This window comes from Barnesiella sp. An22 (assembly GCF_963931395.1).
GTDB lineage: Bacteria > Bacteroidota > Bacteroidia > Bacteroidales > Barnesiellaceae > Barnesiella > Barnesiella merdigallinarum.
The window spans coordinates 985,784-1,011,001 of the sequence record NZ_OZ007014.1 but is presented as its reverse complement, the minus strand read 5'-3'; the positions used below and the strand labels follow the sequence as shown (position 1 = coordinate 1,011,001).

At 47.5% G+C, this 25,218-nt stretch carries 26 protein-coding genes and 3 pseudogenes; 9 read left to right on the top strand and 20 right to left on the bottom strand.

The features are described 5' to 3' along the window. Window positions 1-37: 37 nt before the first annotated feature. The 6 genes from ABGT88_RS04145 to ABGT88_RS04120 are packed head-to-tail and all read right to left on the bottom strand — an operon-like array spanning window position 38 to window position 4,223. Window positions 38-826 (bottom strand): PRTRC system ThiF family protein, encoded by a 789-nt coding sequence (locus ABGT88_RS04145; RefSeq protein WP_025279170.1) that lies wholly within the window; start codon window positions 824-826, stop codon window positions 38-40. After that, window positions 823-1,527, bottom strand: a complete 705-nt coding sequence (locus ABGT88_RS04140) for a prokaryotic E2 ligase family D protein (protein ID WP_025279169.1) — start codon at window positions 1,525-1,527, stop codon at window positions 823-825. The genes ABGT88_RS04145 and ABGT88_RS04140 overlap by 4 nt, the downstream gene beginning before the upstream one ends. Continuing rightward, a complete protein-coding gene (locus tag ABGT88_RS04135; RefSeq protein WP_025279168.1) occupies window positions 1,524-2,621 on the bottom strand; it encodes a hypothetical protein in 1,098 nt (365 codons plus the stop codon). The genes ABGT88_RS04140 and ABGT88_RS04135 overlap by 4 nt, the downstream gene beginning before the upstream one ends. A 35-nt stretch (window positions 2,622-2,656) precedes the next feature. Beyond that, window positions 2,657-2,878, bottom strand: coding sequence for a PRTRC system protein C (locus ABGT88_RS04130; protein ID WP_016274015.1), 222 nt, complete (start codon window positions 2,876-2,878; stop codon window positions 2,657-2,659). Window positions 2,879-2,882: 4 nt separating this feature from the next. Further along, window positions 2,883-3,968 (bottom strand): PRTRC system protein E, encoded by a 1,086-nt coding sequence (locus ABGT88_RS04125; RefSeq protein ID WP_025279167.1) that lies wholly within the window; start codon window positions 3,966-3,968, stop codon window positions 2,883-2,885. Window positions 3,969-4,013: 45 nt separating this feature from the next. Next, window positions 4,014-4,223 (bottom strand): hypothetical protein, encoded by a 210-nt coding sequence (locus ABGT88_RS04120; protein WP_025279166.1) that lies wholly within the window; start codon window positions 4,221-4,223, stop codon window positions 4,014-4,016. Between the two features lie 402 nt (window positions 4,224-4,625). Between ABGT88_RS04120 and ABGT88_RS04115 the strand changes: the two genes are divergently transcribed. The 4 genes from ABGT88_RS04115 (at window position 4,626) to ABGT88_RS04100 (ending at window position 7,526) form a co-directional block, all read left to right on the top strand. Next, a complete protein-coding gene (locus tag ABGT88_RS04115) occupies window positions 4,626-4,976 on the top strand; it encodes a DUF488 domain-containing protein (protein WP_025279165.1) in 351 nt (116 codons plus the stop codon). A 22-nt stretch (window positions 4,977-4,998) separates the two neighbouring features. Beyond that, window positions 4,999-6,669, top strand: coding sequence for a hydroxylamine reductase (gene hcp, locus ABGT88_RS04110; RefSeq protein ID WP_346700590.1), 1,671 nt, complete (start codon window positions 4,999-5,001; stop codon window positions 6,667-6,669). A 5-nt stretch (window positions 6,670-6,674) separates the two neighbouring features. Continuing rightward, window positions 6,675-7,097, top strand: coding sequence for a hypothetical protein (locus ABGT88_RS04105; RefSeq protein WP_025279163.1), 423 nt, complete (start codon window positions 6,675-6,677; stop codon window positions 7,095-7,097). Window positions 7,098-7,226: 129 nt separating this feature from the next. Further along, a complete protein-coding gene (locus ABGT88_RS04100; protein WP_025279162.1) occupies window positions 7,227-7,526 on the top strand; it encodes a cupin domain-containing protein in 300 nt (99 codons plus the stop codon). Between the two features lie 60 nt (window positions 7,527-7,586). Here the strand turns inward: ABGT88_RS04100 and ABGT88_RS04095 are convergent, their stop codons facing one another. The 4 genes and pseudogenes from ABGT88_RS04095 to ABGT88_RS04080 all read right to left on the bottom strand — a co-directional run. Beyond that, window positions 7,587-7,877, bottom strand: coding sequence for a nitrous oxide-stimulated promoter family protein (locus ABGT88_RS04095; protein ID WP_025279161.1), 291 nt, complete (start codon window positions 7,875-7,877; stop codon window positions 7,587-7,589). Beyond that, window positions 7,878-8,360, bottom strand: coding sequence for a pyridoxamine 5'-phosphate oxidase family protein (locus ABGT88_RS04090; protein WP_025279160.1), 483 nt, complete (start codon window positions 8,358-8,360; stop codon window positions 7,878-7,880). It lies immediately after the preceding gene. A 157-nt stretch (window positions 8,361-8,517) separates the two neighbouring features. Next, window positions 8,518-8,718, bottom strand: coding sequence for a hypothetical protein (locus tag ABGT88_RS04085; RefSeq protein ID WP_087409611.1), 201 nt, complete (start codon window positions 8,716-8,718; stop codon window positions 8,518-8,520). Window positions 8,719-8,959: 241 nt separating this feature from the next. Continuing rightward, window positions 8,960-10,720, bottom strand: a pseudogene (locus ABGT88_RS04080) (DNA topoisomerase); the annotation flags it as partial. A 175-nt stretch (window positions 10,721-10,895) separates the two neighbouring features. On the opposite strand from ABGT88_RS04080, the gene ABGT88_RS04075 reads away from it, so the two are divergent. From ABGT88_RS04075 to ABGT88_RS04065, 3 genes are read left to right on the top strand one after another with little or no spacing between them, the layout of a single operon-like run. Then, on the top strand, window positions 10,896-12,140 hold the full coding sequence (locus tag ABGT88_RS04075) for a site-specific integrase (protein ID WP_057256750.1): 1,245 nt from the start codon (window positions 10,896-10,898) through the stop codon (window positions 12,138-12,140). Then, window positions 12,127-13,131 carry a tyrosine-type recombinase/integrase gene (locus tag ABGT88_RS04070; RefSeq protein ID WP_206422497.1) on the top strand — a complete coding sequence of 335 codons (1,005 nt, stop codon included), beginning with the start codon at window positions 12,127-12,129 and terminating at the stop codon, window positions 13,129-13,131. The genes ABGT88_RS04075 and ABGT88_RS04070 overlap by 14 nt, the downstream gene beginning before the upstream one ends. After that, complete coding sequence (locus ABGT88_RS04065) at window positions 13,121-14,146, top strand: tyrosine-type recombinase/integrase (RefSeq protein WP_057256749.1); 1,026 nt, start codon at window positions 13,121-13,123, stop codon at window positions 14,144-14,146. The genes ABGT88_RS04070 and ABGT88_RS04065 overlap by 11 nt, the downstream gene beginning before the upstream one ends. 105 nt (window positions 14,147-14,251) lie before the next feature. Here the strand turns inward: ABGT88_RS04065 and ABGT88_RS04060 are convergent. The 3 genes and pseudogenes from ABGT88_RS04060 to ABGT88_RS04050 form a co-directional block, all read right to left on the bottom strand. Beyond that, a pseudogene (locus ABGT88_RS04060) lies at window positions 14,252-14,590 on the bottom strand (toprim domain-containing protein); the annotation flags it as partial. 93 nt (window positions 14,591-14,683) lie between these two features. After that, window positions 14,684-14,947: a DUF4099 domain-containing protein gene (locus tag ABGT88_RS04055; protein WP_346700586.1), complete on the bottom strand. Its 264-nt coding sequence runs from the start codon at window positions 14,945-14,947 to the stop codon at window positions 14,684-14,686. A gap of 45 nt (window positions 14,948-14,992) precedes the next feature. Then, a complete protein-coding gene (locus ABGT88_RS04050) occupies window positions 14,993-16,765 on the bottom strand; it encodes a DUF3945 domain-containing protein (protein WP_346700584.1) in 1,773 nt (590 codons plus the stop codon). Between the two features lie 753 nt (window positions 16,766-17,518). On the opposite strand from ABGT88_RS04050, the gene ABGT88_RS04045 reads away from it, so the two are divergent. Further along, a complete protein-coding gene (locus tag ABGT88_RS04045) occupies window positions 17,519-18,334 on the top strand; it encodes a type IV toxin-antitoxin system AbiEi family antitoxin (protein ID WP_148330878.1) in 816 nt (271 codons plus the stop codon). Then, on the top strand, window positions 18,331-19,125 hold the full coding sequence (locus ABGT88_RS04040) for a nucleotidyl transferase AbiEii/AbiGii toxin family protein (protein WP_148330877.1): 795 nt from the start codon (window positions 18,331-18,333) through the stop codon (window positions 19,123-19,125). Before ABGT88_RS04045 ends, ABGT88_RS04040 begins: the two co-directional genes overlap by 4 nt. Before the next feature lie 54 nt (window positions 19,126-19,179). Here the strand turns inward: ABGT88_RS04040 and ABGT88_RS04035 are convergent, their stop codons facing one another. The 7 genes and pseudogenes from ABGT88_RS04035 to ABGT88_RS04005 form a co-directional block, all read right to left on the bottom strand. Then, window positions 19,180-19,470: a DUF4120 family protein gene (locus ABGT88_RS04035; RefSeq protein WP_005801808.1), complete on the bottom strand. Its 291-nt coding sequence runs from the start codon at window positions 19,468-19,470 to the stop codon at window positions 19,180-19,182. 12 nt (window positions 19,471-19,482) lie between these two features. Next, window positions 19,483-19,980 carry a hypothetical protein gene (locus tag ABGT88_RS04030; RefSeq protein ID WP_005801807.1) on the bottom strand — a complete coding sequence of 166 codons (498 nt, stop codon included), beginning with the start codon at window positions 19,978-19,980 and terminating at the stop codon, window positions 19,483-19,485. Between the two features lie 12 nt (window positions 19,981-19,992). After that, complete coding sequence (locus ABGT88_RS04025) at window positions 19,993-20,244, bottom strand: DUF6926 domain-containing protein (RefSeq protein WP_289574491.1); 252 nt, start codon at window positions 20,242-20,244, stop codon at window positions 19,993-19,995. A gap of 10 nt (window positions 20,245-20,254) precedes the next feature. Further along, window positions 20,255-20,512, bottom strand: a complete 258-nt coding sequence (locus ABGT88_RS04020) for a hypothetical protein (protein WP_005801804.1) — start codon at window positions 20,510-20,512, stop codon at window positions 20,255-20,257. A 228-nt stretch (window positions 20,513-20,740) separates the two neighbouring features. Then, on the bottom strand, window positions 20,741-21,973 hold the full coding sequence (locus ABGT88_RS04015) for a TraM recognition domain-containing protein (RefSeq protein ID WP_346700580.1): 1,233 nt from the start codon (window positions 21,971-21,973) through the stop codon (window positions 20,741-20,743). Window positions 21,974-21,977: 4 nt separating this feature from the next. Beyond that, window positions 21,978-23,630 (bottom strand): group II intron reverse transcriptase/maturase, encoded by a 1,653-nt coding sequence (gene ltrA, locus ABGT88_RS04010; RefSeq protein ID WP_346700578.1) that lies wholly within the window; start codon window positions 23,628-23,630, stop codon window positions 21,978-21,980. A gap of 639 nt (window positions 23,631-24,269) precedes the next feature. After that, window positions 24,270-25,190: pseudogene (locus ABGT88_RS04005) on the bottom strand (YWFCY domain-containing protein); the annotation flags it as partial. Window positions 25,191-25,218 lie beyond the last annotated feature (28 nt).

Sequence of the window (25,218 nt, the reverse complement as noted above, 5' to 3'; positions counted from 1 at the left end):
AGAAAATTTCTTTCGCCTGTTTATTGTAGATTTTCAATTATACTGAGACTGGATTTACTTTCATAGTAGCGAGATTTAGGTACAGGCCTTGATGCTCTATCATACCGTGACGGAACATTTTCCACAGCAGGTTGCAGCCGAGCTGCGCCAATGTCGAGTTGATAAACAGATCCTGTTTCTCCAATGCTTCGGCGAGGGAGCAGCTTGGACCTGAATCATTATCTTTCACTTTTGAGTACCGCACAAGGCGTGTCACCACTTTCAGTGAGCTTACCGTTTCATAAAGATGCGATTCCGGTTGCTTTATTTTTCTTGGCACAGTTCCCAATACAACCTGTCCGCTTGACTGCGAATTGCCAAAGTCGAGCCAATATATCGGTGTACCATGATTGGTGTAGTCTGATTCCTGTATCGCTTTCAGCACTTTCCATAAATTCATACGAGATTTCACATTGTCGGTGCATGTAATTGTGATATTGGCAAGATTATTCTTTCGTACATCCTTGGGACATACAGGATATAAGTCCGGGATTGCAGTCCAGTCATTCCCGAAGAAATTGTTTATCCGTGTCACCAGACACTGTGCCTTGTTCAGCCCGATATCCGACCAACCGAAAAGTTGACGCCCGATATTGGCCTCGGTAACTATGTCCGGGTCATAGACTGTCACGAATAGACCGGGATGGTTCAATGCCCTAAGTGTCACATCGAGCCGGGCGAGATTTGTAAGGACCTGTGAACCCGTGCCGCCGGCACCTATAAGGTTTACCGTAACCGGATGCTGCGGATTGAGCAGGTAATTGTGAATATAATGTACACGTTTCATTTCAGAAGGTCTTTTAGTTTAAGATTATTCAGAGGTATAAGTTCATTGAGGTTGAACGGTTTGTCACGTGCGGCCTTTGTCACCAGCACAAGATTGGACTTCGTAGGATTACGGCCTCCGCCCAAGTGTGAGAACTCCGTCAGCCAGAACCTTTTCTCAAGATATTCCAGAAATGTTCCGAATGTCGGTTGCCTCGGACTTTCAATTTTCGGATTCCCCATGCACACGCTGGCACTCGTGACGTTGAAAAACGGGGCGGCGTACAGTTTTGTCTCCGGAGTGGGGACTTCTCCTTTGAAGGCATACACGTTCATTCCGCCACCTTCCTTTGATTCATAGATCACTCCCGGAACATTATATTCCGCATTTTCAATCTTCAGGCTTTCCACAAAATACATCATTCGTCTTTGCGGCGGATTATACCATACATACCGTTCAGACCCCTTGCGTGTATCGCAATACAGCAGATTTGACGGCAATATCCCGCATGGAGTGCTGTCATGTACTTCCGAATAATTTCTCACAAGGTCATTCATGAACTCCAAGGTCACGGGGCGTCCTTCACCCATGTTTCCATTCTTGTCTATTGCACGCATCTCCAGAAAATGCTTCTTCTCGTCCTCGCTGACATAGGCGATCAGAACGGCCTTGGGATATATAACGGAACTTATCTCCCGTGTCAGTTGGTTAGTATTTGTCATGATTCAAAATTTCTTATGATGTTAATGAATTTGTCGGACCATTGAAAGAACCGTTCGGGATACTCATCCGATATTTTGAAGAGAGATTTGGTGTCAGGAGTCAGTTTCATGGTTGTCACCGGTATTATCTCGTATGATTCCCGGTAATCAGAGTTTATGAAGTCAATCAGTGTCCTTGTCACTATGTCGTCATCCTCATAAACAATGCAGATCTGGCGGTGCAGCCTCACCGGATATATGTCCGGCTCTTCCTCAAAATATGGGTCATAGTCATAATCCATTATCGGTTTCTTCGGGTCAAGGAATTCCATACCGTCCAGCATGGCGTCTATCAGTTTTGATTCCCATGCGCTAACCGGCTTATAGTCATGTAACGCAGTGTGTATGTCATCATGATATGACTTTGTTTCAACACGTTTGAGTAGCTTGTTTATCGCGCCGGTCTGATATGACTCTATGCGTTTCCTGTCCTTGATAATTTCTTTGTCTGTCTCATTGGTGTCATGTTCCCAAAGGATACTTTCCATTATACACTCATGTTCATCACAATCCAATATTGAACCTATCCCGTTTGCGCGCATGAACCTGTTAAGGAACGATATGGCTATACGTCTAAGTTCGGCGTTGACTTGGGTTAGAAATTTTATTGGGAAATAATACAGCTCGCAGGTTCCCCAGCGATGGTATTTCCAGAGTGTAAAATGAAGTCTGCCGTCATACATCTCGATATTCAGACCAATCTTGTCGGAGAGAATGGTCTCCAAGTCATAGAATAACTGGTTGATGCTATCATTCAGGGTTCTGCCGGGTGTATGGTCGGCCTTCACGTTCAACAATTCCGCATATCGGAAATATGAATCACGCAGGAAATCATAGTTCTCCTGCGTGATTATGTTGAAAGTCCCATCCCCATAATCCTTGATTATGAACGAAGGTACTGTGCTCTGGAAGGTCGTTTTCAGAAAAGAATTACAGCACCGCTGGGCGCTGTAATTCTTCTTTGCCGGTTCACTCCGTAATGATAGCGCCTCTCGGTCTGGCTTATGAGCAGTTTTGCGAGCTGTTCCGACTGTGATTCGCTCAGGAGTCTGCATTGGTTCTCTTTTTTAGGTTTTACGGGCATTGGTTCTTATCCTTTGGTTCCGATTGTGGTCTTGAACTCATAGACCGCCGCATCGTCCTTCATGGTGGGACCGTGGACAGTGGCGGTTGTCAGTTCGGGATAGGTGTTGGAATAGAAACCCATCACCATTTCGGGGCTGTCCGATGGATTGGGGTCGTCAAGTGTGATTGTGGCTGTTCCTTTCTTGAAAGTGAACACGCGTTTGATTCCTGTGATTTCGAGTGCCATAGTCTTACATCATTTGAGGTTGAACATAGTTTCCTTGTAACATTGATGCCGGGAAGTCGGGGTAGTCTGCATATTCCTCCGGCCGGTAAGGAGGAGCGTCGTCAGGGTCCGCCATTCTTGGTGCATGAGCTGCCATGTCATGCTCGAATGGCATCGGCTGCTGCGCATACCGTGGCTGCCCGTTGGGAGGATACGTGCCGTGTTGTCCCCCGTTTGGCGGCGTCATCCCGCCATTTTGATGCGCATATTGCGGATAACCACCGTTGGGATGTGCCTGCTGCGGCCATCCCTGCGGCTGTTGCGGATATCCGTACTGGCCACCATATCCCTGTCCTGGGTTGCCGTATGGTTGTTGAGCGGGATGTGCGGCTTGTGCCGGCATTTCCTGCTGTGGCATGGTAGGTTGCTGTTGTGGCCCGGTTTGTTGAACAGTTTGCTGTTGAACTTGCGGTACAGGTTCCGGCATTGGCAGAGGCTGTGCCTGCGGTTGCTGTACCTGCGCCGTCGCGGGCTGTTGCACCGGTTGCTGGACTTGGGGCTGCTGCGGTTGAGCCTGCTCGGGTTCCTCCATCATTGCGAAGAGATCTCCTTGTCCCACTAACTTCTTCTGTTCGTCAAGCCGCTCGTCGATTGTCTTCAAGTCGTCGGGTTTGGCGTACTTGCGTGCCTCGGTAAGCGCGTCCACAGCCTCCTTGTGTCTCTTGGCGGCGATATGCTCCTCTGCCTTCTTGAGATTCTTTTCATACTTCTCGCGCTTCTCCCTGTCCTCTTTGGATTCTTTCGTCTTGGCTTCCTTAGCTCCCTTGCTCGATGACGCTGCTTTGTTGGCCTGCGCCTCGAACTGCGCCATGTTGGAGATCAGTCCTGATGCTTTTTGCATAGGACGTGCGACCACCTGCATGAAGCCTGAGTCGAGTTCTTCGGGTGTGCCGTTAAGTGTCAGCGGCACGATGCTGTTCTGCGCCTCGTCCTTGAGTGTGTTTGACTTCGGGAGCACCGACACCGCCATGCGTCCCTCGGCGGATTTGCGGATGACCAACGTGATATCCACGTTAGGGGTCATCATCTGGTTCATTGATTGAAAAAACATATTCTTATCGTATTTAGTGTGAATATTTCCGGTTATTGCCTGCGCTCATCCCTTGAAGAATTCAGCGAGAAGCCTGTTGCGATCGGGATGGCGGCTTATCTCAATTATAGGATCCAGGATGGTGGAGATATGCACCGGTCCCCCTGTCCTGCGTGACGGAAACTTGATTTCCGGTCTTTGGATCCGGACGATTCTTTTCTTCGGCACCGGGATTGTCACCGCCGGCTGTGCCGCTGTCATGATAGCCTGTCTCATAGTCATTTCTTTTTTAATTTATTATTGAATATCCGGGCTTGGCAGCCCGATGAACTACAAGGGCATTACAGCGGCCGACTCCGGTAATGCAAGGCTTTCGGGAAAAATACCGGAGCGTAGCGAGGATGATTTTTCCCGAAACCGACAGGCCCGGCCTTGCAGTCCGAAAGAGGCGGGCGCTAATTTTGCCCGGTAGTTCCTTCGGGTCTGTCAGCCAGACTATTCCACTCGACCCTGGTTCATGCAGTCATTTTTCAACGGGGTACTACTAATATCAAGTTTTGTGGTATGCTTTATTTCAAATAAAATTCAATCCTAATGACGCATTATTAATTATGAACCATACCGCAGATACAGGTGTTGAAATTGGATAGTAAATAGTAATATGTAATATCACAGTTTATGACACAATATCAATTAAAACGGGCTTACGAACCCGCTTCTCCGGAAGACGGCTTCAGGGTATATATAGACAGACTTTGGCCGAGAGGTCTCTCGCACGAGACTTTCCATTATGATTTGTGGGATAAGGATATCGCGCCGTCCACAGAACTCCGCGAATGGTTCCATGAAGATCCCACTGACCGCTGGCCCGAATTTGAGATACGATATACCAAGGAACTGGAGGAAAATCCTTCATTCGGGACATTGCGACATCTTCTTGCACAGAAATCTGTCGTGACGTTACTTTATTCCTCTCATGACGAACAACATAACAATGCTATTGTGATCTATAATCTTCTAACAACATAACTTCTTAACATATCCTCCACTTATGAAAATGTTCTGTTACCAGTGCCAGGAGACGGCACGCGGCAAAGGCTGCGAGATACAAGGTGTATGCGGAAAGAAACCCGAGACGTCTGCAAGAATGGATCAGCTCCTTTATATAGCCCGGGGAATCGCCATCGTAAACCGGCAGTTGCGCGAGAAAGGCGCATCAAGCAAGGGTGCATCCCGGTTTATCGTCGACGCACTGTTCACCACCATCACCAACGCGAATTTCGACAATGATATGCTCGACGGCTATATCACAAAAGCCCTCGAACTGAAAAACGAACTCGAAGGAGAGTCGAAAAAACGCGGCATGGAGCCTCCTTTCATGCCTGAGGTGTCGTATCATATTCCAAAGGAGGAATATGGCGTACATGAGGTAATCGAACACGGAGGTACTCTTAAAGAAGAAATCACAAGTGTTCTCCACGACAAGAACCCGGACATAAGAGGTCTCAAACAGCTTGCCATGTACGGCTGCAAGGGTATGGCGGCCTATGCCCGTCACGCCTGTAACCTCGGTTATGAGGACGAAGATGTATATGTCATCATCGAGAACGCCCTTGCCGAGATAAGCCGTCCTGACATAGATGTGGACGAACTGTTCTCGCTTGTCCTTAATGTGGGCGAGGGCGGTGTAAAGGCTATGGCGCTGCTTGACAAGGCAAACACATCGACCTACGGCAACCCCGAAATCACCAGGGTCGACATTGGTGTCAGAAACCATCCGGGCATACTCGTGAGCGGTCATGACCTCAAGGATCTTGAGGAACTGCTCGAACAGTCCGCCGGCAAAGGTGTCGATATCTATACCCACTCGGAGATGCTCCCCGCCCAGAGCTACCCGTTCTTCAAGAAATTTCCCCACTTCGCAGGAAACTACGGCAACGCATGGTGGCGGCAGATTGACGAGTTTGAGACATTCAACGGCATGTTCCTCTTCACCTCCAACTGCATTGTGCCCCCGCGTCCGAAAACCACCTACATGGACCGCGTCTACACGACCGGTGTCGTCGGAATGCCCGGCACACATTTTATCCTCGAGGGGAAGGACGGCAAAAAGGATTTTTCCGAAATCATAGAGCGGGCGCAGACATGCCAGCCGCCGACAGAGATAGAGCACGGTGAGATTGTCGCCGGATTCGCCCATAACCAGGTGCTCGCTCTGGCACCTAAGATTATCGACCTCATCAAAAGCGGTAAAATCCGCAAGTTTGTGGTCATGGCAGGCTGTGACGGCAGAATGCCCTCGCGCAAATACTATACGGAATTTGCGGAAAGGCTCCCTAAAGACTGCGTGATTCTCACCGCAGGCTGTGCCAAATACCGCTACAACAAGCTTCCGCTCGGTGATATCGAGGGTGTTCCGCGCGTGCTCGATGCCGGACAGTGTAACGATTCCTATTCGCTCGTCGTGATTGCCAATGCTCTCAAGGATGCTTTCGGCCTGGAGAGTGTCAACGATCTGCCGATTGTCTACAACATCGCATGGTATGAGCAGAAGGCGGTGATAGTGCTTCTGGCCCTGTTGAGCCTCGGAGTGAAGAATATCCACACCGGCCCGACGCTGCCGGCGTTTTTCACCCCCGAAATTCTGAAAGTGCTTCAGGAGAAGTTCAATATAGGTACCATCACCACCGTTGACGAAGATCTGACTACCCTTATCGGCTGAAAGAAATGGACGGTCGGAATGTGAATCGGTTTATCCATAAATATGTGATAGCGGCGGCACACGCCATCCTTTGGCTGGCGGCGCTGTCGCTTGCAGCATATTTCCATCTTGACCACGGGTATTCGGCTGCCGAGGCGCTTCTCGGTTCCACACTCATGGCATACTGTGCATATGTCTGTGAGTCCGGACTCGGCACGTGGCGCGTGGCGGCCGCTGCCGGTGATGTTAGGATTGATTTCAGGAAGGCCGGATTGTGGGGATGGATTGTCGTGAACATAGCGGTAGCAATAACCCTGTCGTTGCTTTTTCTGAAATACCCCGAATGGTGGATATTGCTCCTTATCATACTGAATGCCGGATGGCAGAAATATATGAACGGGCGAATACCGCCGCGTTTGCAGGAAACCTTTAAATCAGTCAAGTCATGAGAATATCATCCGAACTGTTCCTCTGCCTCGGGCTTGCCTTCACCGCATTATATTTTCTTATATTCGGCATCGGCTTTGTCATCACTATGAAGATTCGCAAAAAAAGAAACCTCTAAATAAATTTACGACATGTTCAGATTAAAAGACAGAATTCCATACGCGGACGGCTCCATAGCAAAGGAGATTGTCATGCAGAACCATAGCGGGCTTTCGCTCCTTATGGCAGTAGACAAGGGACTTGAGATTCCCACACATACGGCTAATGCCGACGTGCTCGTCCAGATAATAGAAGGAAGCATGGAGTTCACTATTGAGGATAAAGTGCTTGAGTTGAAAGAGGGTGATGCGCTCACTATGACACCGGGTGTGAAACATTCCTTAAAGGCTACGGAACGGTTCAAGGTTCTTGTCACCAAACTCAATGCATAATCCCGTACTGGCTTTCACAATTAAGACATTCGGAGAGCATAGACTCCTCGGATGTCTTTATTATTTCCCTGCCAAATGGCGTATAGCCATGACGGGATGATAAAACAGCATTCTCGGACCGGAAAAACGCATGACCTCTTTTATTTTTTCTTTCATATCCGGGCGGTAACAATGTATCTTACAGTTACGGCAGCTTCCCTTTTCATCACCGAAAGGACAATGGCGCAGACGGTTTTCCGCATATTCCGCCAGTTTTTCACAATCCGGACAAAGATTTTTGTACCCTTCTTTCAAGCGGCAGTATAGACGAATCATCTGCCATACCACCTTGATTTCATATTTGATCTTCATCTATGGCTTGGATTTTCCAACCGACGGCTCTGTGAGCGTTATCTTTACAACAACGGTTCGTTCGAGACTGCGCTTTATCGCTTCATCAAAATTCTCCATATGTTTAGGGAGAAAGCGTTGACAGAGCAGACGCAAAGCCATAATCTTTTCCGAATTATCAGTCACAATCTCCGCTTCCCCTAAAGCAATGGCAGAGTCATAATACATCGTAAAATTCTTTTTCTCGGCCTCAAACTTCGGGGTGCATCGACTGACGGCACTCAGACTTACAACGGGATTGGCCCTTATGCAATCCAGCTTATCCCCCTCGTCGGCGCAATGGAAATAAAACGTGCGTCTGTTACTCCTTATCAACGACAGCGGGAGTCCGTACGGCGTTCCGTCCAGACGAATCATTGACATAGTTACAAAGGGTGCACGGTCAAACACATTAAGTGCCCATTCCTCATCTTTCTGCCTTGCTGCTTTTCTCATCTGCTTCATGTTGCAAATTTAAGAAAAATAAAAAATAAAAGAATAACAATCTGATTGTTTCTGAAGCATCAATAACCATCCAGTCACATCGGATAGAGAGACAGCATTATCATATCCGATAAAATATTGTGATTAACATTTATAGGACATATGGCATTGTGACATTTCAGAAAATCAGACCGCTGATTATGGCGAACAGCAGTGCCGCCGCCACTATGATGCAGGCAATTTTATAGAGGAATCGGAAGAATCCCCTGAAAAAGACTATTGCCAACGCCGCCCATACAGGTGATACTCCCCTTGTATAGAGGTATCCGAACACGGCGGCCAAAGCGAGTATCAGGATCGCTTTCCACAGCCACCTCATGCCTATGATCCTTGTGATAAGTGCAGATGCTTTCATAACTATATATATTTACCGGGGTGACACGGTGTCATCCGGATTTCGGAGGCTCCCCCGTGGCGCGCCTCCACAGGCAAGGCTACGGGTAAAAATACCGGAGCGAAGCGAGGATGATTTTTGCCCGTACCGCAAGGCCCGGCCTTGACGGTGGAAACGGGCGAGCCACGAACTTCGCCTCCGAATCCGAATGACGGCATTCACTGTCCTATCTCTTTCTTGAAGTCTTCCTGTCCGGGAAAGCGAGCGTGACATTGTAGCCGCCGTCGAAAACAAGCATGGCATCGAATGAATTTCCCTTCTTTCCCTTGAATCCCTTTATCAGCTTAGTCTTGCCGGATGACAGCAACTGCTCGATATGGCCGTCCGTGAGTTCCTTGTTCAAGAATCGTCTGAATACCAACAGACCGCAGGTTGTGTTATCGCACCGGGCAGTCTTGGCTCGAATGACGACATTCCCTTTGCCGCATTTGGGACACGGTCGGGAATGTACCGGGGTGACTGGCACGGTTATTCCGAGAATTTCAGTGGTGGCCTTGCGCGTATAGCCGACGATGGCGTTCATGAAGGTAGAGGGTTCAAGAGTGTGCCGTTCAATCTGCAACAGTGTGTTTTCCCAGCTGCCTGTCATGCCTACATCCGCCACGAGCATATCCTTTACGGCATCGTACAGTGCCAGACCTTTGTCGGTGGGTACGATGCTCTTGCCGGAACGACGTATGTAGTCGCGTTTCACCAGCGTGGCGATAATGGCCGCACGAGTGGCGGGCGTGCCGATGCCTATGTCGCGGACAGCCTCGCGCGCCTTCTCATCGGTGATATCCTTGCCGCACGATTCCATTGCGGCAAGGAGGGTGGCCTCGGTGTACAACGGACGCGGCATGGTCTTCCTCTGCGCCAGCCCTTGTCCCGAAACCGGTGCGGTGTCACCAACTGAAAAGGCTGGGCAAGCCGCATTTTCATCGGATTCATCCTCGCCACGGTCCTCCTTGCGGTCAAACACGGCACGCCAGCCGGGTATTACGACGGACGAGGACTTGGAACGGAACGGCATCCCGCAGATTTCGGCTTCGGTCAGGTATGTTTCGGTGACACACGGTGGCGAGAATGCTTCGAGTATACGCCCGGCAATCATCAGATAGACGGCACGTTCGTCGCCTGAAATGCCCGAGGAGGTGACACCGGTGACAATCAGAGCGTGATGGTCGGTCACTTTGGAGTCGTTTACGCTGCGGTTGTTGAGCGTTGAAAGGTCAAAAGCAGTGCCGTAGGCGTGGAATTCCGGCATGGCGCACACCTTTTGCAGCAGTTCCGGCACGGTTCGCATGACATCCTGCGGTATGTAACGGCTCCCGGTTCGCGGATAGGATATCAGTTTCTTCTCGTAGAGCGACTGCGCCACGGCCAGAGTCTTTTCGGCGGTCATGTCGTGATGTACGTTGCAGTCCTTCTGGAGAGCTGTGAGGTCGTAAAGAAGCGGAGGCTGGCGGTCGGAACGCCTGCATTCCGCCTTGGTGACACGCCCCGTGGCACCGGGTACGATACGGGAGAAGGCGGCGTCAGCTTGTGTCTTTTCCCTGAAATCATCCTTGTGGAAGAAACGGCACAGACTGCCGTCCCTGGAGAGAGTCACATGGAGCTGCCAGTAAGGGGAGGACACGAAATCACGGTTCTCACGGAAACGGGCGCACACCATAGCCAGCGTGGGTGTCTGCACACGTCCGATTGAGCTGTTGGAAGTGCCCGACACGCAGGCGAGGGCGCGGCTGGCGTTCATCCCCACAAGCCAGTCGGCTTTCGCGCGGCAATCTGCGGCGGCATGGAGGCTGTCGTACTCACGACCGTCGCGCAGGTTCGCCATGCCGGTACGGATTGCCTCGTCTGTGAGCGACGATATCCACAGTCTGCGGAAAGGCTTGGTGTAGCCGAGGTATTCATAGATATAGCGGAAGATGAGTTCCCCTTCACGATTATCTAAAGTTGTGATAAGCGTGATTATCCAAAGTAAAAGATTATCCAAAGCAATAACAACTATAAGTTTCCAATAAATTGATTTTCAATATTACTTTTGATAATGTTGTTTGGATAATATAATGGTAATTTCGCATAGGGTTGGAACAAACCACCCGTTAAAATCAATAAATATGTCCAACAACAAAAAGAAAAACATTCATGTTCTGATACAAGAATGTACAGAACACTTGCGGTTTCTTGGGTATTCGGAAGCCTGCATTACTTTACACCAGAAGAAATGGTCGGAATACCTGTTGCCTTATCTACAGGAAAAAGACATCGTGTTCTACTCGACTGAAGCCGGAGAATGTTACCTGAAATCAGTTCTTTCGAATTTAACCCCATTCTCCAAGCGGGTACTTACTCGTAGTGTGCATATCCTTTCCGCTTATTTGGATACAGGTATTATTCCAAAAAGGATAGTACCAATAGAAGAACATCCTTTGCCCGGAGAGATTGGAGAAGCTGCACATCTTTTTCTGGAAGAGCTGGTAAATAGTCGGCGTAATGATATTACGGTTTTAAAACATCGCCGTAATTTGAGTTATTTTATTGAATTTTTGGAAACCAAGTCAAAATCAAAACTTTGCGATATTGGAGAAGATGAAATCGTGACTTTTTTGAGTACGAGTAGAAACGCCAGGGACAGATATTCTTCTATACGGCTGTTTCTCCGATTCCTGGCAGGTAAAGAATATATTCAGACAGATTTTGAATATGTTCTTTCTCGTAACCGTTATCCCAAACGGGAAAAACTGCCTTCCATATATAGTGCCGAAGAAGTCAAACAAATAGAGTTGTCGGTTGAACAATCAGGTCCGGTAGGGAAACGTGATTATGCAATATTGCTTCTTGCCACACGGCTCGGTTTACGCGCTTCGGATATTTGCAGATTGGAGTTTGACCATTTGGATTGGGATCACAATGTCATTGCATTCATCCAATACAAAACAAAAAAATCGATAGAGCTTCCGTTGCTTACTGATGTCGGTGAAGCCATAGTCAATTATCTGCGTTATGGCAGACCGATTTCCGGGCATTCGGAAATATTCTTATCGGCACGTCCACCTTATCGTCCAATGTTCCGTTGGGGAATAAACGGTGTAATATCAAGAATTATGAGAGAATCAGGCGTTGATATATCCAAACGTAAGTTCGGTCCTCATGCTATGCGTCATTCTCTCGCCAGCAGACTGCTTGCCAACGGTGTTTCGCTGCCAGTCATATCTGAATCATTGGGACACGAGAGTTCCTTGAGTACAATGGAATATTTAAGGGTAGATTTGTCAAGCCTGATGAAATGTGCCCTTGACGTACCGCTTGTCAATCCCGCTTTTTACGAACAGAAAGGAGGTATCTTTTATGGAAAAATGTAAATTTATGAGCGTATTCGCTCCATATATGCAAAAGTTTGTGGATGCAAAAGAAGCTCTGGGTTTTTCAAGGAAATATTTTGAAAGTGTTTTAGGGTTACTCGATCGGTTCTTCATCGAAGAAAAGGTACGGACTCCTTTTATCCCAAGTGTACTGATAGACAAATGGGGACATACTTTGATTAATAACAGCTATAAAACGATTTGTAGCAAATATTCTATATTGGCACAGTTTGCAAAGTATATGAATAACATAGGTTTTCCTTGTTATGTACCTCGAATTCCAAAGAGCAAAGCCAATACGTATGCACCATACATCTTCACGCACGAACAAGTGCTTTCCATTTTTACAGTGTGTGATTCTCTTGTGGCCAGCGATCACGGAAATATGGACAGCCGTCTTTTTTCTATACCTGCCATTTTTCGCCTGCTGTATGGTACAGGGATGCGTGTGAGTGAAGCCACGTCATTGTTGAACCAAGATATAAATCTCGAGAAAAGAGTAATCACAATAAGGAAAACCAAGAACCAGCGCCAACGCCTGATACCTGTCTGTCCGTCATTGCACCAGATGTTAAGCCAATATGTGGAAGCGAGGAACAGGCTGCCTTTACCCCATGTAAATGCCATGGAGTCTCCATTTTTTATTTCTCCATCCGGATTGCCTCTGAACCAGAGCAGGGTTTATGCGTGGTTCAGAATTATATTAAGAAAATGCAGTATTCCGCATTGTGCTAAAAAAGGACCCAGAGTACATGATCTAAGGCATACATTTGCCGTACATTCGTTGATGCGCCAAGTAAGAAACGGGGCGGATATATATTGTACGCTTCCTATTCTTTCCGTTTTTCTTGGACATAAGAAGCTGTCCGATACGGAAACCTATGTGCGGCTGACACAAGAGATGTATCCGGATGTACTGAAACTGGAAAGTTCCATTACAAGTTTTTTATACCCCGCTTTACCTAATAATCCTGTAGCCTATGAAAGATGATTTTGCAAAGTATCTGACTCGCTTTTTTACAAGTTATCTGTCCGGAGAACGAGGTCTGAGCCATAACACCATAAGGGCATATGGAAATACATTCTTGTCATTCATAGATTTTATGGAAAAAACAAGATGCATTAAGGCAGACAGGATATCGCTGGAACATCTGACACGAAACAACGTTTCGGATTTTTTACATTGGACGGAAGAAAACAAAGGATGCGGTACAGCAACACGCAATCAAAAGCTCTCCGCATTCCATACTTTTTGTAAGTATATGCTGTATACTGACATCTTCCATTTGGACCAATGGCAATCCATATTATCTATAAAATCGAAACATTGCGAAAAGCAGTCGGTAAGTTATTTGTCTATTGACGGAATAAGACTATTGTTGTCGTTAATACCAGTAAATACGAGAAACGGACTTCGTGATCTTGCCTTGATAGCGTTACTGTATGACAGTGGAGCCAGAGTTCAGGAACTCATAGATTTGACACCGACAGACTTGCATTTGGTTAAGCCATATTATGTGTCATTATTTGGCAAGGGACGGAAAAGAAGGCTTGTTCCGCTACAAGAACAGCAAGTGGAATTACTTAAAAAGTATATGGAAACCGAAGGTCTGTTGAAGCAATCGTTGAACCAACGTCCTTTGTTTGTAAACAACAGAGGGGGAAAACTCACAAATGCGGGGGTAACTTTTATTTTGATGAGATACGTGAGGAATGCACATGTTGCAGATCCGAATCTTATACCAGCCAAAATCAGCCCTCATAGCCTACGGCACAGCAAGGCGATGCACTTGTTGCAAGCCGGAGTAAACTTGATTTATATTCGGGATATACTCGGGCATGTATCTATACAAACTACAGAAATATACGCTCGGGCTGATTCCAAACAGAAAAGAGAGGCTCTTGAAGCTGCTTATGCAGACATCATTCCTGTCATGGATAAAGTAGAAGGCTCTTGGGAGAAAGATTCAAAATTGAAGCACTGGTTAAAAGGACTTGGAAAGTAGGACTAATTATTATCCAAAGTAGTTTTTGTAAGTATTAAATATAACTATCTCATAATCAAATACGAATAGAATTCTACTTTGGATAATCTTTTACTTTGGATAATCGCGACCGGCATCGGTAGCCACGATGATGCTGTCACAGCGGTTGAACACGCTTTCTATGACTTTCAGCTGTTTCGAGGCGGCGATGTCCGTGACCATTCCCCTGTCCGTGCGCACCTGTCGGGAGACCAGGCGGAACGGGTCCGGCAGCATCGGTAGCTCCTCCGCCGTCGTTTTCGTGTAACCGTAAACGTCCGGCATGGCCAGCGACACGAGGTGTCCCAACGCCCAGGTTACCATGTATCCGTTGCCGGAACAGTAGCCGTCATTTCTTGTATCAGCCCCGACTACACGGGCTATGTCCAAGCCTACGCTCGGTTTTTCTGCGATGATTGCTATCATAATGTTCGGATAAAATTAAGGCCGTTTCCCGTTTTCCATGGGAAGACAGGAAACGGCGGTAAGACATCGGTTTACTTGATCAATGTTTTCAGGCTATCTGCCCAGCGGCGTCACACCCTGAATCTCCAGCAGCGGCGCCTCGCCCTTGCGGACCAGCTGCAGCGTGGCGTCCATCACCACGTCCACGCCGAGGAGCACCAGTTTCAGGGGCATCACTTTCGTCTTCTCTCCCCTGAGGAGGGTGTCCAGCTCACCGGAGAGTTCCAGCTCGTCCTTCATGATGCCGATGTCGTGCAGTTCGTCCCAGTTCACGTCTTCCGCCTTGAAAGGCATGTCGTTTCCGTTTTCCTTTTTCATATTTCTTTCTTTTTTGATTCAACATTCATTTTTCAGTTCCCGCCATCAGGAAATGCTGGCTCCCTTTGACTTGCGGTTACCCTGTTCCTGTCGCTGGCTGTTGGCCACCACGTTGCGCTGCGAAGCGTCACGCTTGCAGTCGGGATTCTCGTTGTAGAAGTCCAGGCGTCCCTGGTTGAAATTGGCCTTGACGTACTGCGAGATGGTCTTCCCGTCATAACCCTTGATGCCTTCCACCAGCACGGCCTTTCCGCTCTGCAGGTCGGCACGCTGCTTTCTGGTCAGGGGAACGTCCCAGACCTTGTCGGGAATCTTGAAATCGGCCCGCTGCTCAAATCCGCCGGGCGTGCGGGAGTAGCTCAGGCGTCCCGTCTCCAAGTCCACCTTGATAAAGGAGGAGAACTCCTCTCCCCTACGGTTCACCATGTCGTTGAGGAAAATCACCTTGCCGTCACGGAGCTGCTGCTGTTCCTCCGCCGTAATCTTCACTCCATTGATTTCGTCGGGGATATAGATTTCGCGTGCGCCCTCCGGGGAATCCGGATTGTAGCGGGTGTATGACGGACGGCCCGTCGCCTCGTCCAGCTTCACGTAGGAGGAGAATACCTCGCCGTCCTTGCGCTGCATGCCCTCCACGAAGATAGCCTTTCCGGCATTCAGCTCCTCGACCTGTTTCTGTGTCAGTTCCACACCTCCGAGTGTCTGGCGGTTGAAGAGCTTGTCGTTTTCGAAGATGAACTCGACACCCCTGCGCTCGGCGTTCACCTGAATGAAGGCGTTGAACTCGTTGCCAGACTTGGCGATCATGCCTTCGACATAGACCTTCTTACCTTCACGCAAGTCCTTTTGTTCCTGCTCGGATAGTTGTACACCCTTGATTTCCTTTGGGATAAAGGCGTTCTCCGCTTTCATGGCAACCACCTCGTTGGTCAACTTGTCGATGCTGATGAAAGAAGGGATAAACTCCCCATTGCGTCCTTTCAACTCCACGACACGCCCCATGTTGCCCGTCTCGAGCAGGTTATGCTTATCCTCCTCGGAAAAGATATGCCCGAAATATGGGCGGTCGAGGTCGGGTTTCTGCCGGATACCGTGGATACCGAGCACCACGTCGCCCGACATAGATTGCTGGAAGGACAGACGAGCATCCGTTCTCAGTACGGCCGAGCCGAAGTTCATGCTGATGGGCACGACCTGATTGGTCTTGTAGCCCTTGAGCATCTGTTCGAGCAGTCCGCGTTCCTGGAGGTATTCACGGGAGATTCCAAAATTCTTGAGCTGTTCCCAGTTGATCATGGACTCGTTGTAACGGTACTGTGGGGACTGGGTCTGCGGCTGGCTGTCAGCTGCGGCAGCCTGCTGCTGGGTTTCATTTTTCTTTGCCATTTCTTCTTGATTTTTTTGGTTGATACTTTGGTTTTCCTTGTTGCGCGGAACAATCTCGTACTGCTTGAGAAATTCTTCCACGGCTTTTGTCTTCTTTCCTGCGGCGATGTCCTCGATGGCCTGCTGCACGGCAGGGTCGTCCAGCCTGTCTTCCTTGACGGAGAGGATTCCGAAACGTGTCGGGTCTTTCAACTGGCTCCAGAAGTTCTTGATGAAGTTCTCGAAGGCGTCGGCATAGCGGTCAATCTTCAGGAAGGAATTGCGGTGCTGCCTGTCGGCGGCTACCGTGTTGAATTTTCCGTCCTTTCCGATTTGCGATACCGCTTCCAGAATCAGTTCCATCTTGTCGAGGATGAACACGATGTCACTCATCTGCTCATTTTCGGTGACCTGCGGTTTCGGGGGTTCTTCCCTTGCATTTTTCTTTGCCATAACATTTGATTTTTAGTGTTGATAACTCATGTTGTCACTGCAAATATATAGGAGAAAAATCGATAAATAATTGATTTGCAATGCGTTAGGATATACATTGCATCATGTGTCATCACATTACACCGCAGGCCGTAGAAAACGGAGCGAAAATGCGTGCGAAAACGGCAGGAAAAGAAGAAAAAAACAAGGGACGAAAAAGGAAAGGGAAAAGACGGGAACAGGCCGGACAGACACGGGCACGGCGGTACACGCTGCCGCACGGAAGAAAAGGAAAAACTGTAATTATGCAGAGTTGGGAGCGAGCTGCTTTTGTCCCCCCTTGATGTGTCCTTTTGTGACAGGAGGCGGATTTCTGTTTACGGGAATAACAGGATGGCGTAATCCATTGGAACGGCATACGGGAGCATGGTTCTCCCGTCAGATTCTTTTTTATATTGACCTGTATCTATGCGTCGTAGGTCGCTTCGCTTGCTAAGTCCCGGTCCTTTCCCCAACTCGGACGGCAATACCGGAGCGTTTTTTTGGGCGGAAAATTACCGCAGGGAATTTTGTGTCCCGAAAACCGGAGGCTTGAACGTGGAGGTATTCGCCCTCCGAGTTAACTTCTCTGAAGGGACTTATCAAGTGAAGCGTGGCTTATGATGCCATTTTATAGAAATATGGAGAAAAATTCCCTTTCAACACAAAAAATGCAATAAATCTGCGTAAGTAGTCAAAAAATGACTACTTTTGCAATGTCATTGCAACTAAGTTATGAAGAAGCATATAGAAACTTTGTCAGATTGGATTGAAAGCCGGGAAGTAAGGGGATATTACACCTTCACTAAAGAGGATATAGAAAAGCAATTCCCTTCAGCGGGTAAGGTATATATCAAAACCGCATTGTACCGTTTGGCCGCCAAAGCGAAGATTGTTTCTCCCTGGCGTAATTTTTATGTCATTATGCCTGTGGAATATTCGTTAAAAGGCGTAATTCCGCCTGTTTTCTATATGGATCAGCTGATGTCCTATCTTGGGAAAAGATATTATGTTGCTCTTTTGAATGCGGCTTCATTTTATGGCGCGTCACATCAAAGAGTACAGACATTTTCCCTCATGGTGGAACAACCGAGCATGAGGAATACTTCAAAGAGCGGAACATCCATATTGTTCTTTTCCAAGAAGGAAATAAGTATGGAATTTGTAAGGAAGCACAAGACGCAGACAGGTTACATCAATGTTTCTTGTCCTGAACTGACAGCTGTTGACCTGGTGGAAAACGAAAAAAGTGTAGGTGGTCTGAATCGCGTCTGCACCGTGTTGAATGAATTGGCTGAGACAATGAATCTGGACAGCCTCGATGATTCCTTTTTCAAGACATCGGCCATACCGGTCTTTCAACGTCTGGGTTATATTCTGGAACATGTATTGGAAAGAGCGGATTTGGCGGAAACCTTATATTCCAAAATGGAGGTTGCAGGACTGAGATTTAGAAAGATACCGTTTAAGATAAACAAACCGACAGAGGGTTGTGAGGTTGACAAGAAATGGAAAGTAATCATTAACCAGGAAATAGAAATAGACGAATGATACCGGAATTTGCAATCAGAGAATGGAGCGAACATGTTCCATGGACAGAGTCCGAACAGGTCGAACAGGATCTGCTGATATGCAGAGCCTTGACTGAGATATACAAGGATGAATATCTTGCTTCCCATCTGGCTTTTCGCGGAGGGACCGCATTACACAAGTTGTTTCTCTCGCCCCAACCCAGGTACAGTGAAGATATTGACTTGGTACAGATTAATGCAGAACCGATCAAAGAGACCTATGACCATATAAGAGATACACTCGCTTTTCTCGGGGAGCCGAAAGTGAAGCAGAAAAAGCACAACAACACTTTGATTTTCAGGCTGGAATCAGAATCCATACCAGTGGTCCCGATTCATCTGAAAGTGGAAATCAACTGCAAGGAACATTTCAGTGTACTGCCTATGCAACGTATGCCATTTTCAGTGGTCAACAAATGGTATAACGGAAAATGCGATGTCCTGACTTACCAGTTGGATGAACTGGTAGGTACAAAACTGCGTGCCTTGTACCAACGGAGAAAAGGACGTGATTTGTATGATTTGTACAAGGCCTTGACCACATCAGACATCAACATAGACAACGTGCTGGCTTGCTATCAGAAGTATATGGAATTTGTGGTTGACCACATTCCTACTTACAAAGAATTTATTATCAATATGGAAGACAAAATGCAGGATGATGAGTTCTTGGGTGATACCATGCAGTTGCTTCGGCCGGATGAGGAGTTCAATCCGCAGGAAGGCTATGAGGTGGTACGAACACTCCTGTTAGACAGGTTACAAAAGTGATGAAAGCCCATTTTCTCATTTACCGGGGGAAATGGGCTTTACAGGATTTTATCTTCAGGTGTGTATGCTCCATCCATGGAACGGATTGAGCATCACGGCGTATGATTCGTCCGGTCTGCCATGATAGAGTACCCCTCCGACGACTCCTGTCCGTCCGTCGGGAGTTCTTTCGGCGAATCCGAACGAATGGGGTGCAAAGTCCCAGTAGAGTTCTATTTCATATTTCCCGTTTGAGTTCTTTTCCCACTGTTGCAATCGTTCGATGCACTGTTGTAAGGTATTGTCTCCGATACTTTTTGCGTATTCCACCACCTTGTCGTAGTGTTCCTGACATTTGATTATCATATTCATTCATTTTTATGTTGTCTGTAACAGCTCTTCATATTCACCGAATCCGAAACATCCGGCTATGACAAAATCTTCCCCGCTTCTGTCAGCCAGCGACAGCAGGCTGTCCAGAGTATCGCAGTAGAAGAAGATTTCATCGTCCATTTCCGTATCGGAATCCATGTCCAGGGCTATTCTTGTCTCCAGTGTCTCCAAGGTGTCGTTCCAGCGTATGATGCATTCGAGGAAATGCGGTTCACGTCCCTTTTCAGTACGGTATTCCTGATATTTTTCACGGATTTCCTTCTTGATTTCCTCCGGCTTCTTCCAGGAACTGTCATCCACAATTTCAAGACTCAGCCCCTCGACAAGCAGGCACGTGCCTCTATCATATACCATCAGGGTACGTTTTCCCATGTGGCTTTTTCTCAAGTTTTCCCAATCGGGAATGTCCCACCGTTCGGTAGTCCATACTCCCCGGTAATTTTCGGGGACAGCGAGGTATTCGCTCAGTGTCATTCTTTTCATCTTTCTGTGTATTTATGGTGAAACAAAAAGAACCTTGCAGGTCTTGCAAGGCTCTCCAAATGCGGGATAGCGGTCAAACTCGTTGCAGGCGTCCCAGTCCACGCTCATTGTGTATCCTTTCGGGAAATGTGTGCCGATAAATTTTTCAATCATGGCCCGTTCCTCTTCGTTCAGGCTGCCGTCCTCTTCCGTTCCGTATTCCAGGGCGTATATGGCCCATTCGGGAATGTTGTCCCATTCCGTCTGTTTCATGTGCGCTGCCATAGCATACCGTTTATGCGGCGGAAAGCCTGCCGATTATCTCCTGAAGTTCCTGTTCCCATTTTCCGTCGCCATTGCCGAAGGATGGATAGGTAAGCTGGTACCAGTTGTGGTAGTCGAAGAGTTTCATCCTCAGCGGATAGTAGTCGAACATTTTCCGTCCGTCCCTGAAGATACGGATATGGTTTGTACCTATGTTCATGGCCTGTAGTCCGTGTCCGTTTAGAATCTCATGGAATCTTTCCATCGGGGTGAAGTTGCTTCTGCTCATATCTTTCATTTTTTGAGTTAGACATCTGCGGCTTGTCAAGCCGGTATTTTATTTCTTGCCTGCCTTTCTGTCCCGTGCCGGATTGCGCAAGGCTTTGCGAAAAAATACCGGAGCCCCCGGGCGAGGATGATTTTTTCAGCAAACCACGGAGGGGCCCGGCCTTGCACAATCCAGCGGGCACGGGACGACCTTTGCAGGCGGAAATAAAACAGCGGTCTCCTTTTTCCTTTATTCTCCGTCATTGTTCTCTTCTTCCTCCTGCTGCGGGATGAGGTGTCTCAGTTCCGGATCATTTTTTATGCGTGTTATCTCATCCTCTATTATCTGCAACACGTCCGCCTTTATCTGCGAGTAGTTGCGGTCAATCTGTTGCTGCATGATGTCGTTTCCGTCCGCGTCCCTGAACTCGTTGATGACAGGAATTTTCCTGTAGGCTTTCATCTCTTCCGATACCTTTGTGCTGTCCACGATGATGCGGGCATGGAAAATCTTCTGGTCTATCTCTTCCCCGAAATTGTCTGCCACGCTGCCAACGAATGTACCCTGCGAAAGATTGGCTATCTTGGAAGCGGGTATCAGGGAATCAAGCTGCGTGTTGATGGAAGTCGAAGTGTCCTGACGGTTGATGGATATGGACTGCCGCTGCTGGAGAATCTTGCCGAACCGTTCCGACAGTGATTTTGCCGTTTCTCCGACCACCTGTCCGCTGAAGATATTGCCCACCGTGTTCTGGATAACCTTCGCCTCCTTGTCGCCGTAGTCACGTGCAAGCTGCGAGAAGTCCTGGAAGCCGAGACAGACGGCCACCTTGTTGCTTCGGGCGGTCGCAATCAGGTTGTCAATACCACGGAAATAGATGGTCGGTAGCTCGTCGATGATGATGGAACTTTTCAGTTGTCCTTTCTTGTTCACCAATTTGACGATGCGCGAATTGTACAGGCCGAGAGCCGCCGAATAGATATTCTGCCTGTCCGGATTATTGCCCACGCAGAGGATTTTGGGGTGTTCGGGATTGTTCAGGTCAAGGGTGAAATCGTCTCCCGTCATCACCCAGTAAAGCTGTGGCGAGATCATTCGCGAAAGAGGGATTTTCGCACTTGCTATCTGGCCCTGGAGCTGGTCTTGAGCTCCACCTTGCCATGCGTCCATAAAGGGGGAAAGATAGTTTTCGAGGGACGGATAAGAGGTAAGAATCGTGAAGATATCGGCATACGGCTTGTTAAGAAATTCGATTGCATGAGGGAACGTGCAATACTTCCCGTCCTTGTAAATCCGCAAATACCAGATGATTGCGGCAAGCAGGATAATCGGTGACTCCACGAAAAAATCACCCTGTTTCTGTATATCGGGTAAGTCAGAGGCATTACTGCCTCTTCCTCCCCTAAGAACCGTACGTGAGAGTTTCCCCTCATACGGCTCAAGCAACTCAATATTCCTATTTGTTATTAGAAATCGGCTCATACTTTCAACATTTTCGTTTATTTTGCTTGTAGCAGTTGTTGTGGACAAGTTGTCGTACAATCGAACCGTTAACATGTATTTCGTTGACGTTCCATGCTTTTGTACAATCTATGACTTTTCCACATAACGGACATGTCCGATTCTGCTTGTTCCATAAATATAAGAGAGACTTACGTCCTTTGAGAGATTCCAGCATTTGTTGTTCCTTTCGCTGAGAGAAATAATCATCATATTCAGGGTCGAAAGGATTTGCTTCACCCTTGATTTGTTTATACGGAGTATAATGTATATCCGACAACCTTTTAAGAGTCAAGTAATTTACTTTCTTGTTCTTTGATTCATATTTCCATGCAAATGTCCATTTACGCCCCCGAATTTCGTGCCAATACTTGTCTGCCACCCAGGTTATGCGTTTCTTCGGATGACGGCGTAAAGCCCATTGTTTCGTGAGGTTATAAATGTGGTAGTCGCAATCATGAAAAGCAGCGGTTGATGCACCATATCGGTAGTAATTTCCCCAGCCTGTAATTACAGGATTGAGCATTCGTATCAGCGATTCCTGCTTACACGTTTTATGTCCTTTAACGATGTCACTGATTTTAGCTCTAAAGCGTTTCTGTGCCTCTTTTGACGGTGACGTGTATAGCCTTTTGCCAAACTTCCTTATATTGAAACCTAAGAAATCAAAACCGTTGTGTATGTTTGTAATGGTAGTTTTCTCTTCGGATAAAGTAAGACCTCTTTCTTTGAGAAATTCTATTACTATAGGTTTGACCTCGTTTTCCAAAAGCTCCTTATCCCGACCAGTGATTATAAAATCGTCCGCATATCTGATAAGATTCACTTTGTAGTGGAATGTCTTATAGTTGATGAAACGTCTTTTGAATCTTTCAGCCAAGAGTGGTTGAAGTCCGTCAAGTGCTATATTTGCAAGTGTAGGTGATATGATACCTCCTTGTGGTGTACCTTCTTCTGTCGGGAACAGTTTGCCATTGAATACAGCTCCACATTTCAGCCATTTTCTGAGTATCGTCTTATCCATAGGAATATGATTAAGAAGCCAGTCGTGGCTGATGTGGTCGAAGCAGCCTTTAATATCTCCCTCCAAAATCCATTCGGGGGAATGTTGGCGGTTTAGAACCGTGTCAATCTGACGGATAGCGTCCATTGTCCTGCGTTTCTTGCGGAAACCATAGGAAAAACGGTCGCCTGTCGTTTCGGCTATCGGTTCCAAAGCCATTAGGTATAATGCTTGCATCGCTCTGTCTTTCATTGTCGGTATTCCCAACGGTCGAAGTTTGCCGTTCTTTTTCTTGATATGAACCCTACGGAGCGGTTGAGGTTTATAACCACGGCGTTTGAGTTCATCAATTGCTTTGTACTTGCGCTTGGGAGAATCCCAAAGCTGTTTATCTACTCCAGACGTATTCTTCCCTTTGTTGGAAGTAACCCTCTTTACCGCCAATGCCTTGGCGTAAAAAGAGTGAGTAAGCATCCATTGTAAGGCTTTTACCTTATTATGTCTGCCTTCTTTCTGAGCCTTTACAATACGCGCTTGTAGCTTTCGGACATAGGTTTCACACTTGGACCAGTCCATACCGTCCCAAGTCTGATTCCTGTTGTCAGCAGGCGCACACGATGTTTTAGTTTCGTTCATTTGCTTTCCTCCTTTTGAAAGTTCTATAAGTTATCTTGTAAAGAGTTACCATATACGGAAGTCTGCCCACTTTCGTGTCGGATGATGTCACCAACAGCAACCCGTGATGTCGATTCAATCCGTATCCACCCCATTACAGGATGGCGTTCGCTTTTTCCGTTATCTCATACCTGCACCCCATTCGGCTTGCCTTGCGGTTTGCTTACTCGCTTTCTTACGAGAGAGATACAGGCTTGCCCTGTTCCACGTAATTGACAAACGGATAGTTTAGGTTCTGCCAAGTCCGCCGGCAGTTCTGTGTCCGTGTAACCCTAACATGGGCAAGGGTTATCCGACTGCTTACCTTTTGGTGAGAGCTAAAGTATCTTGCGCTCCTTCAAACCTTACGACGGCTAAAGTCAGTTCACTTACGTTAACCATGCTATCCAGCCTCGCCACTTGGCAGTATGATACTAACCACCCTTGACTTTCCCTCACGGTTCAGTCTTGTCCTTTCGGAAAGTGTACTTTGTCCTATAAGCTTGGCACAACCCATCACTGGAGATGCACCTTATAGTAGGCTACCGCTGACGGAACAGCGGGTTAAATCTTACAATATACATTGTTGTTTAACAATCAATTACGTGACTTTTCAGGTCACACCCAGGTCTTGTTCAAATTGAGCATTATGGTATAGGCACTTTCGTAGGCATCGCTGATATCTGCCATGAATCTTGGATTGATTGGATTGCATCGGTGGCTGCGTCTGGGGTCATCGAAATTGATGACATAGAATTCCGGCTTGACTTTGTAATGTTGTCTGTGCTTGAGCAGATGGTTGTAGGCTATCTCCGAGAGGTCCGGAAACTTGTAGTCATAGATATACATGGCAAAGGATTTCTCGATTTGCTGTTTGATGTAGTTGTTCACCACGGCATAGCTCTTTCCGGAGCCCGGTGTTCCCAGCACGATGGAGGCTCGGAACGGGTTCACGATGTTAATCCAGCCGTCCCATTCCTTGCCCTGATAGACAAATTTCGTGGGCAGGTTGACGGAATACTCGTTTTCCATAAGCCTGGTTTCCTGCATGAAACTTTCGTTGGCGGTGTTGAATACGTCTTCCATGAGGTTGTGCTTCAGCGTACGGCTGATCCATACTCCCGACATGAGCAGGAGAATGTAGCCTACGGTGAGCGTCAGCGTATATGTGGCCGCATTCACCGTCGGGCTGAACGGCAGGTCGAGCATCCACCAGTTCATGAAGAAAAGGACGATGCCGCCGAGGAAGGCGGCGTATATCTTCCGCCACGTCATCTTCTGGTTCTTGACCCCTTTCGTACCCAGGCACGAAAGGCCCAGGAATATGAAAGCGAACACTTTCGTCACAAGCAGGTTGCTGAACAGTCCTGCCGTCCTCTGGAAGTTCAGCAGTATGCGGTCCACGACTCCGATGTTCACGCCAAGGTCGGTTATAGCCTGGTAGCAATACCAGTAAACATGTATCACTACGAATAAGATGGAGATGGCGCGCATGAATTCCATGACTTTCGCCAATCCCCTGAGGTCATCTTCCTGTTGCATATTGTATAATTTTTTAAGGGTTTATGAT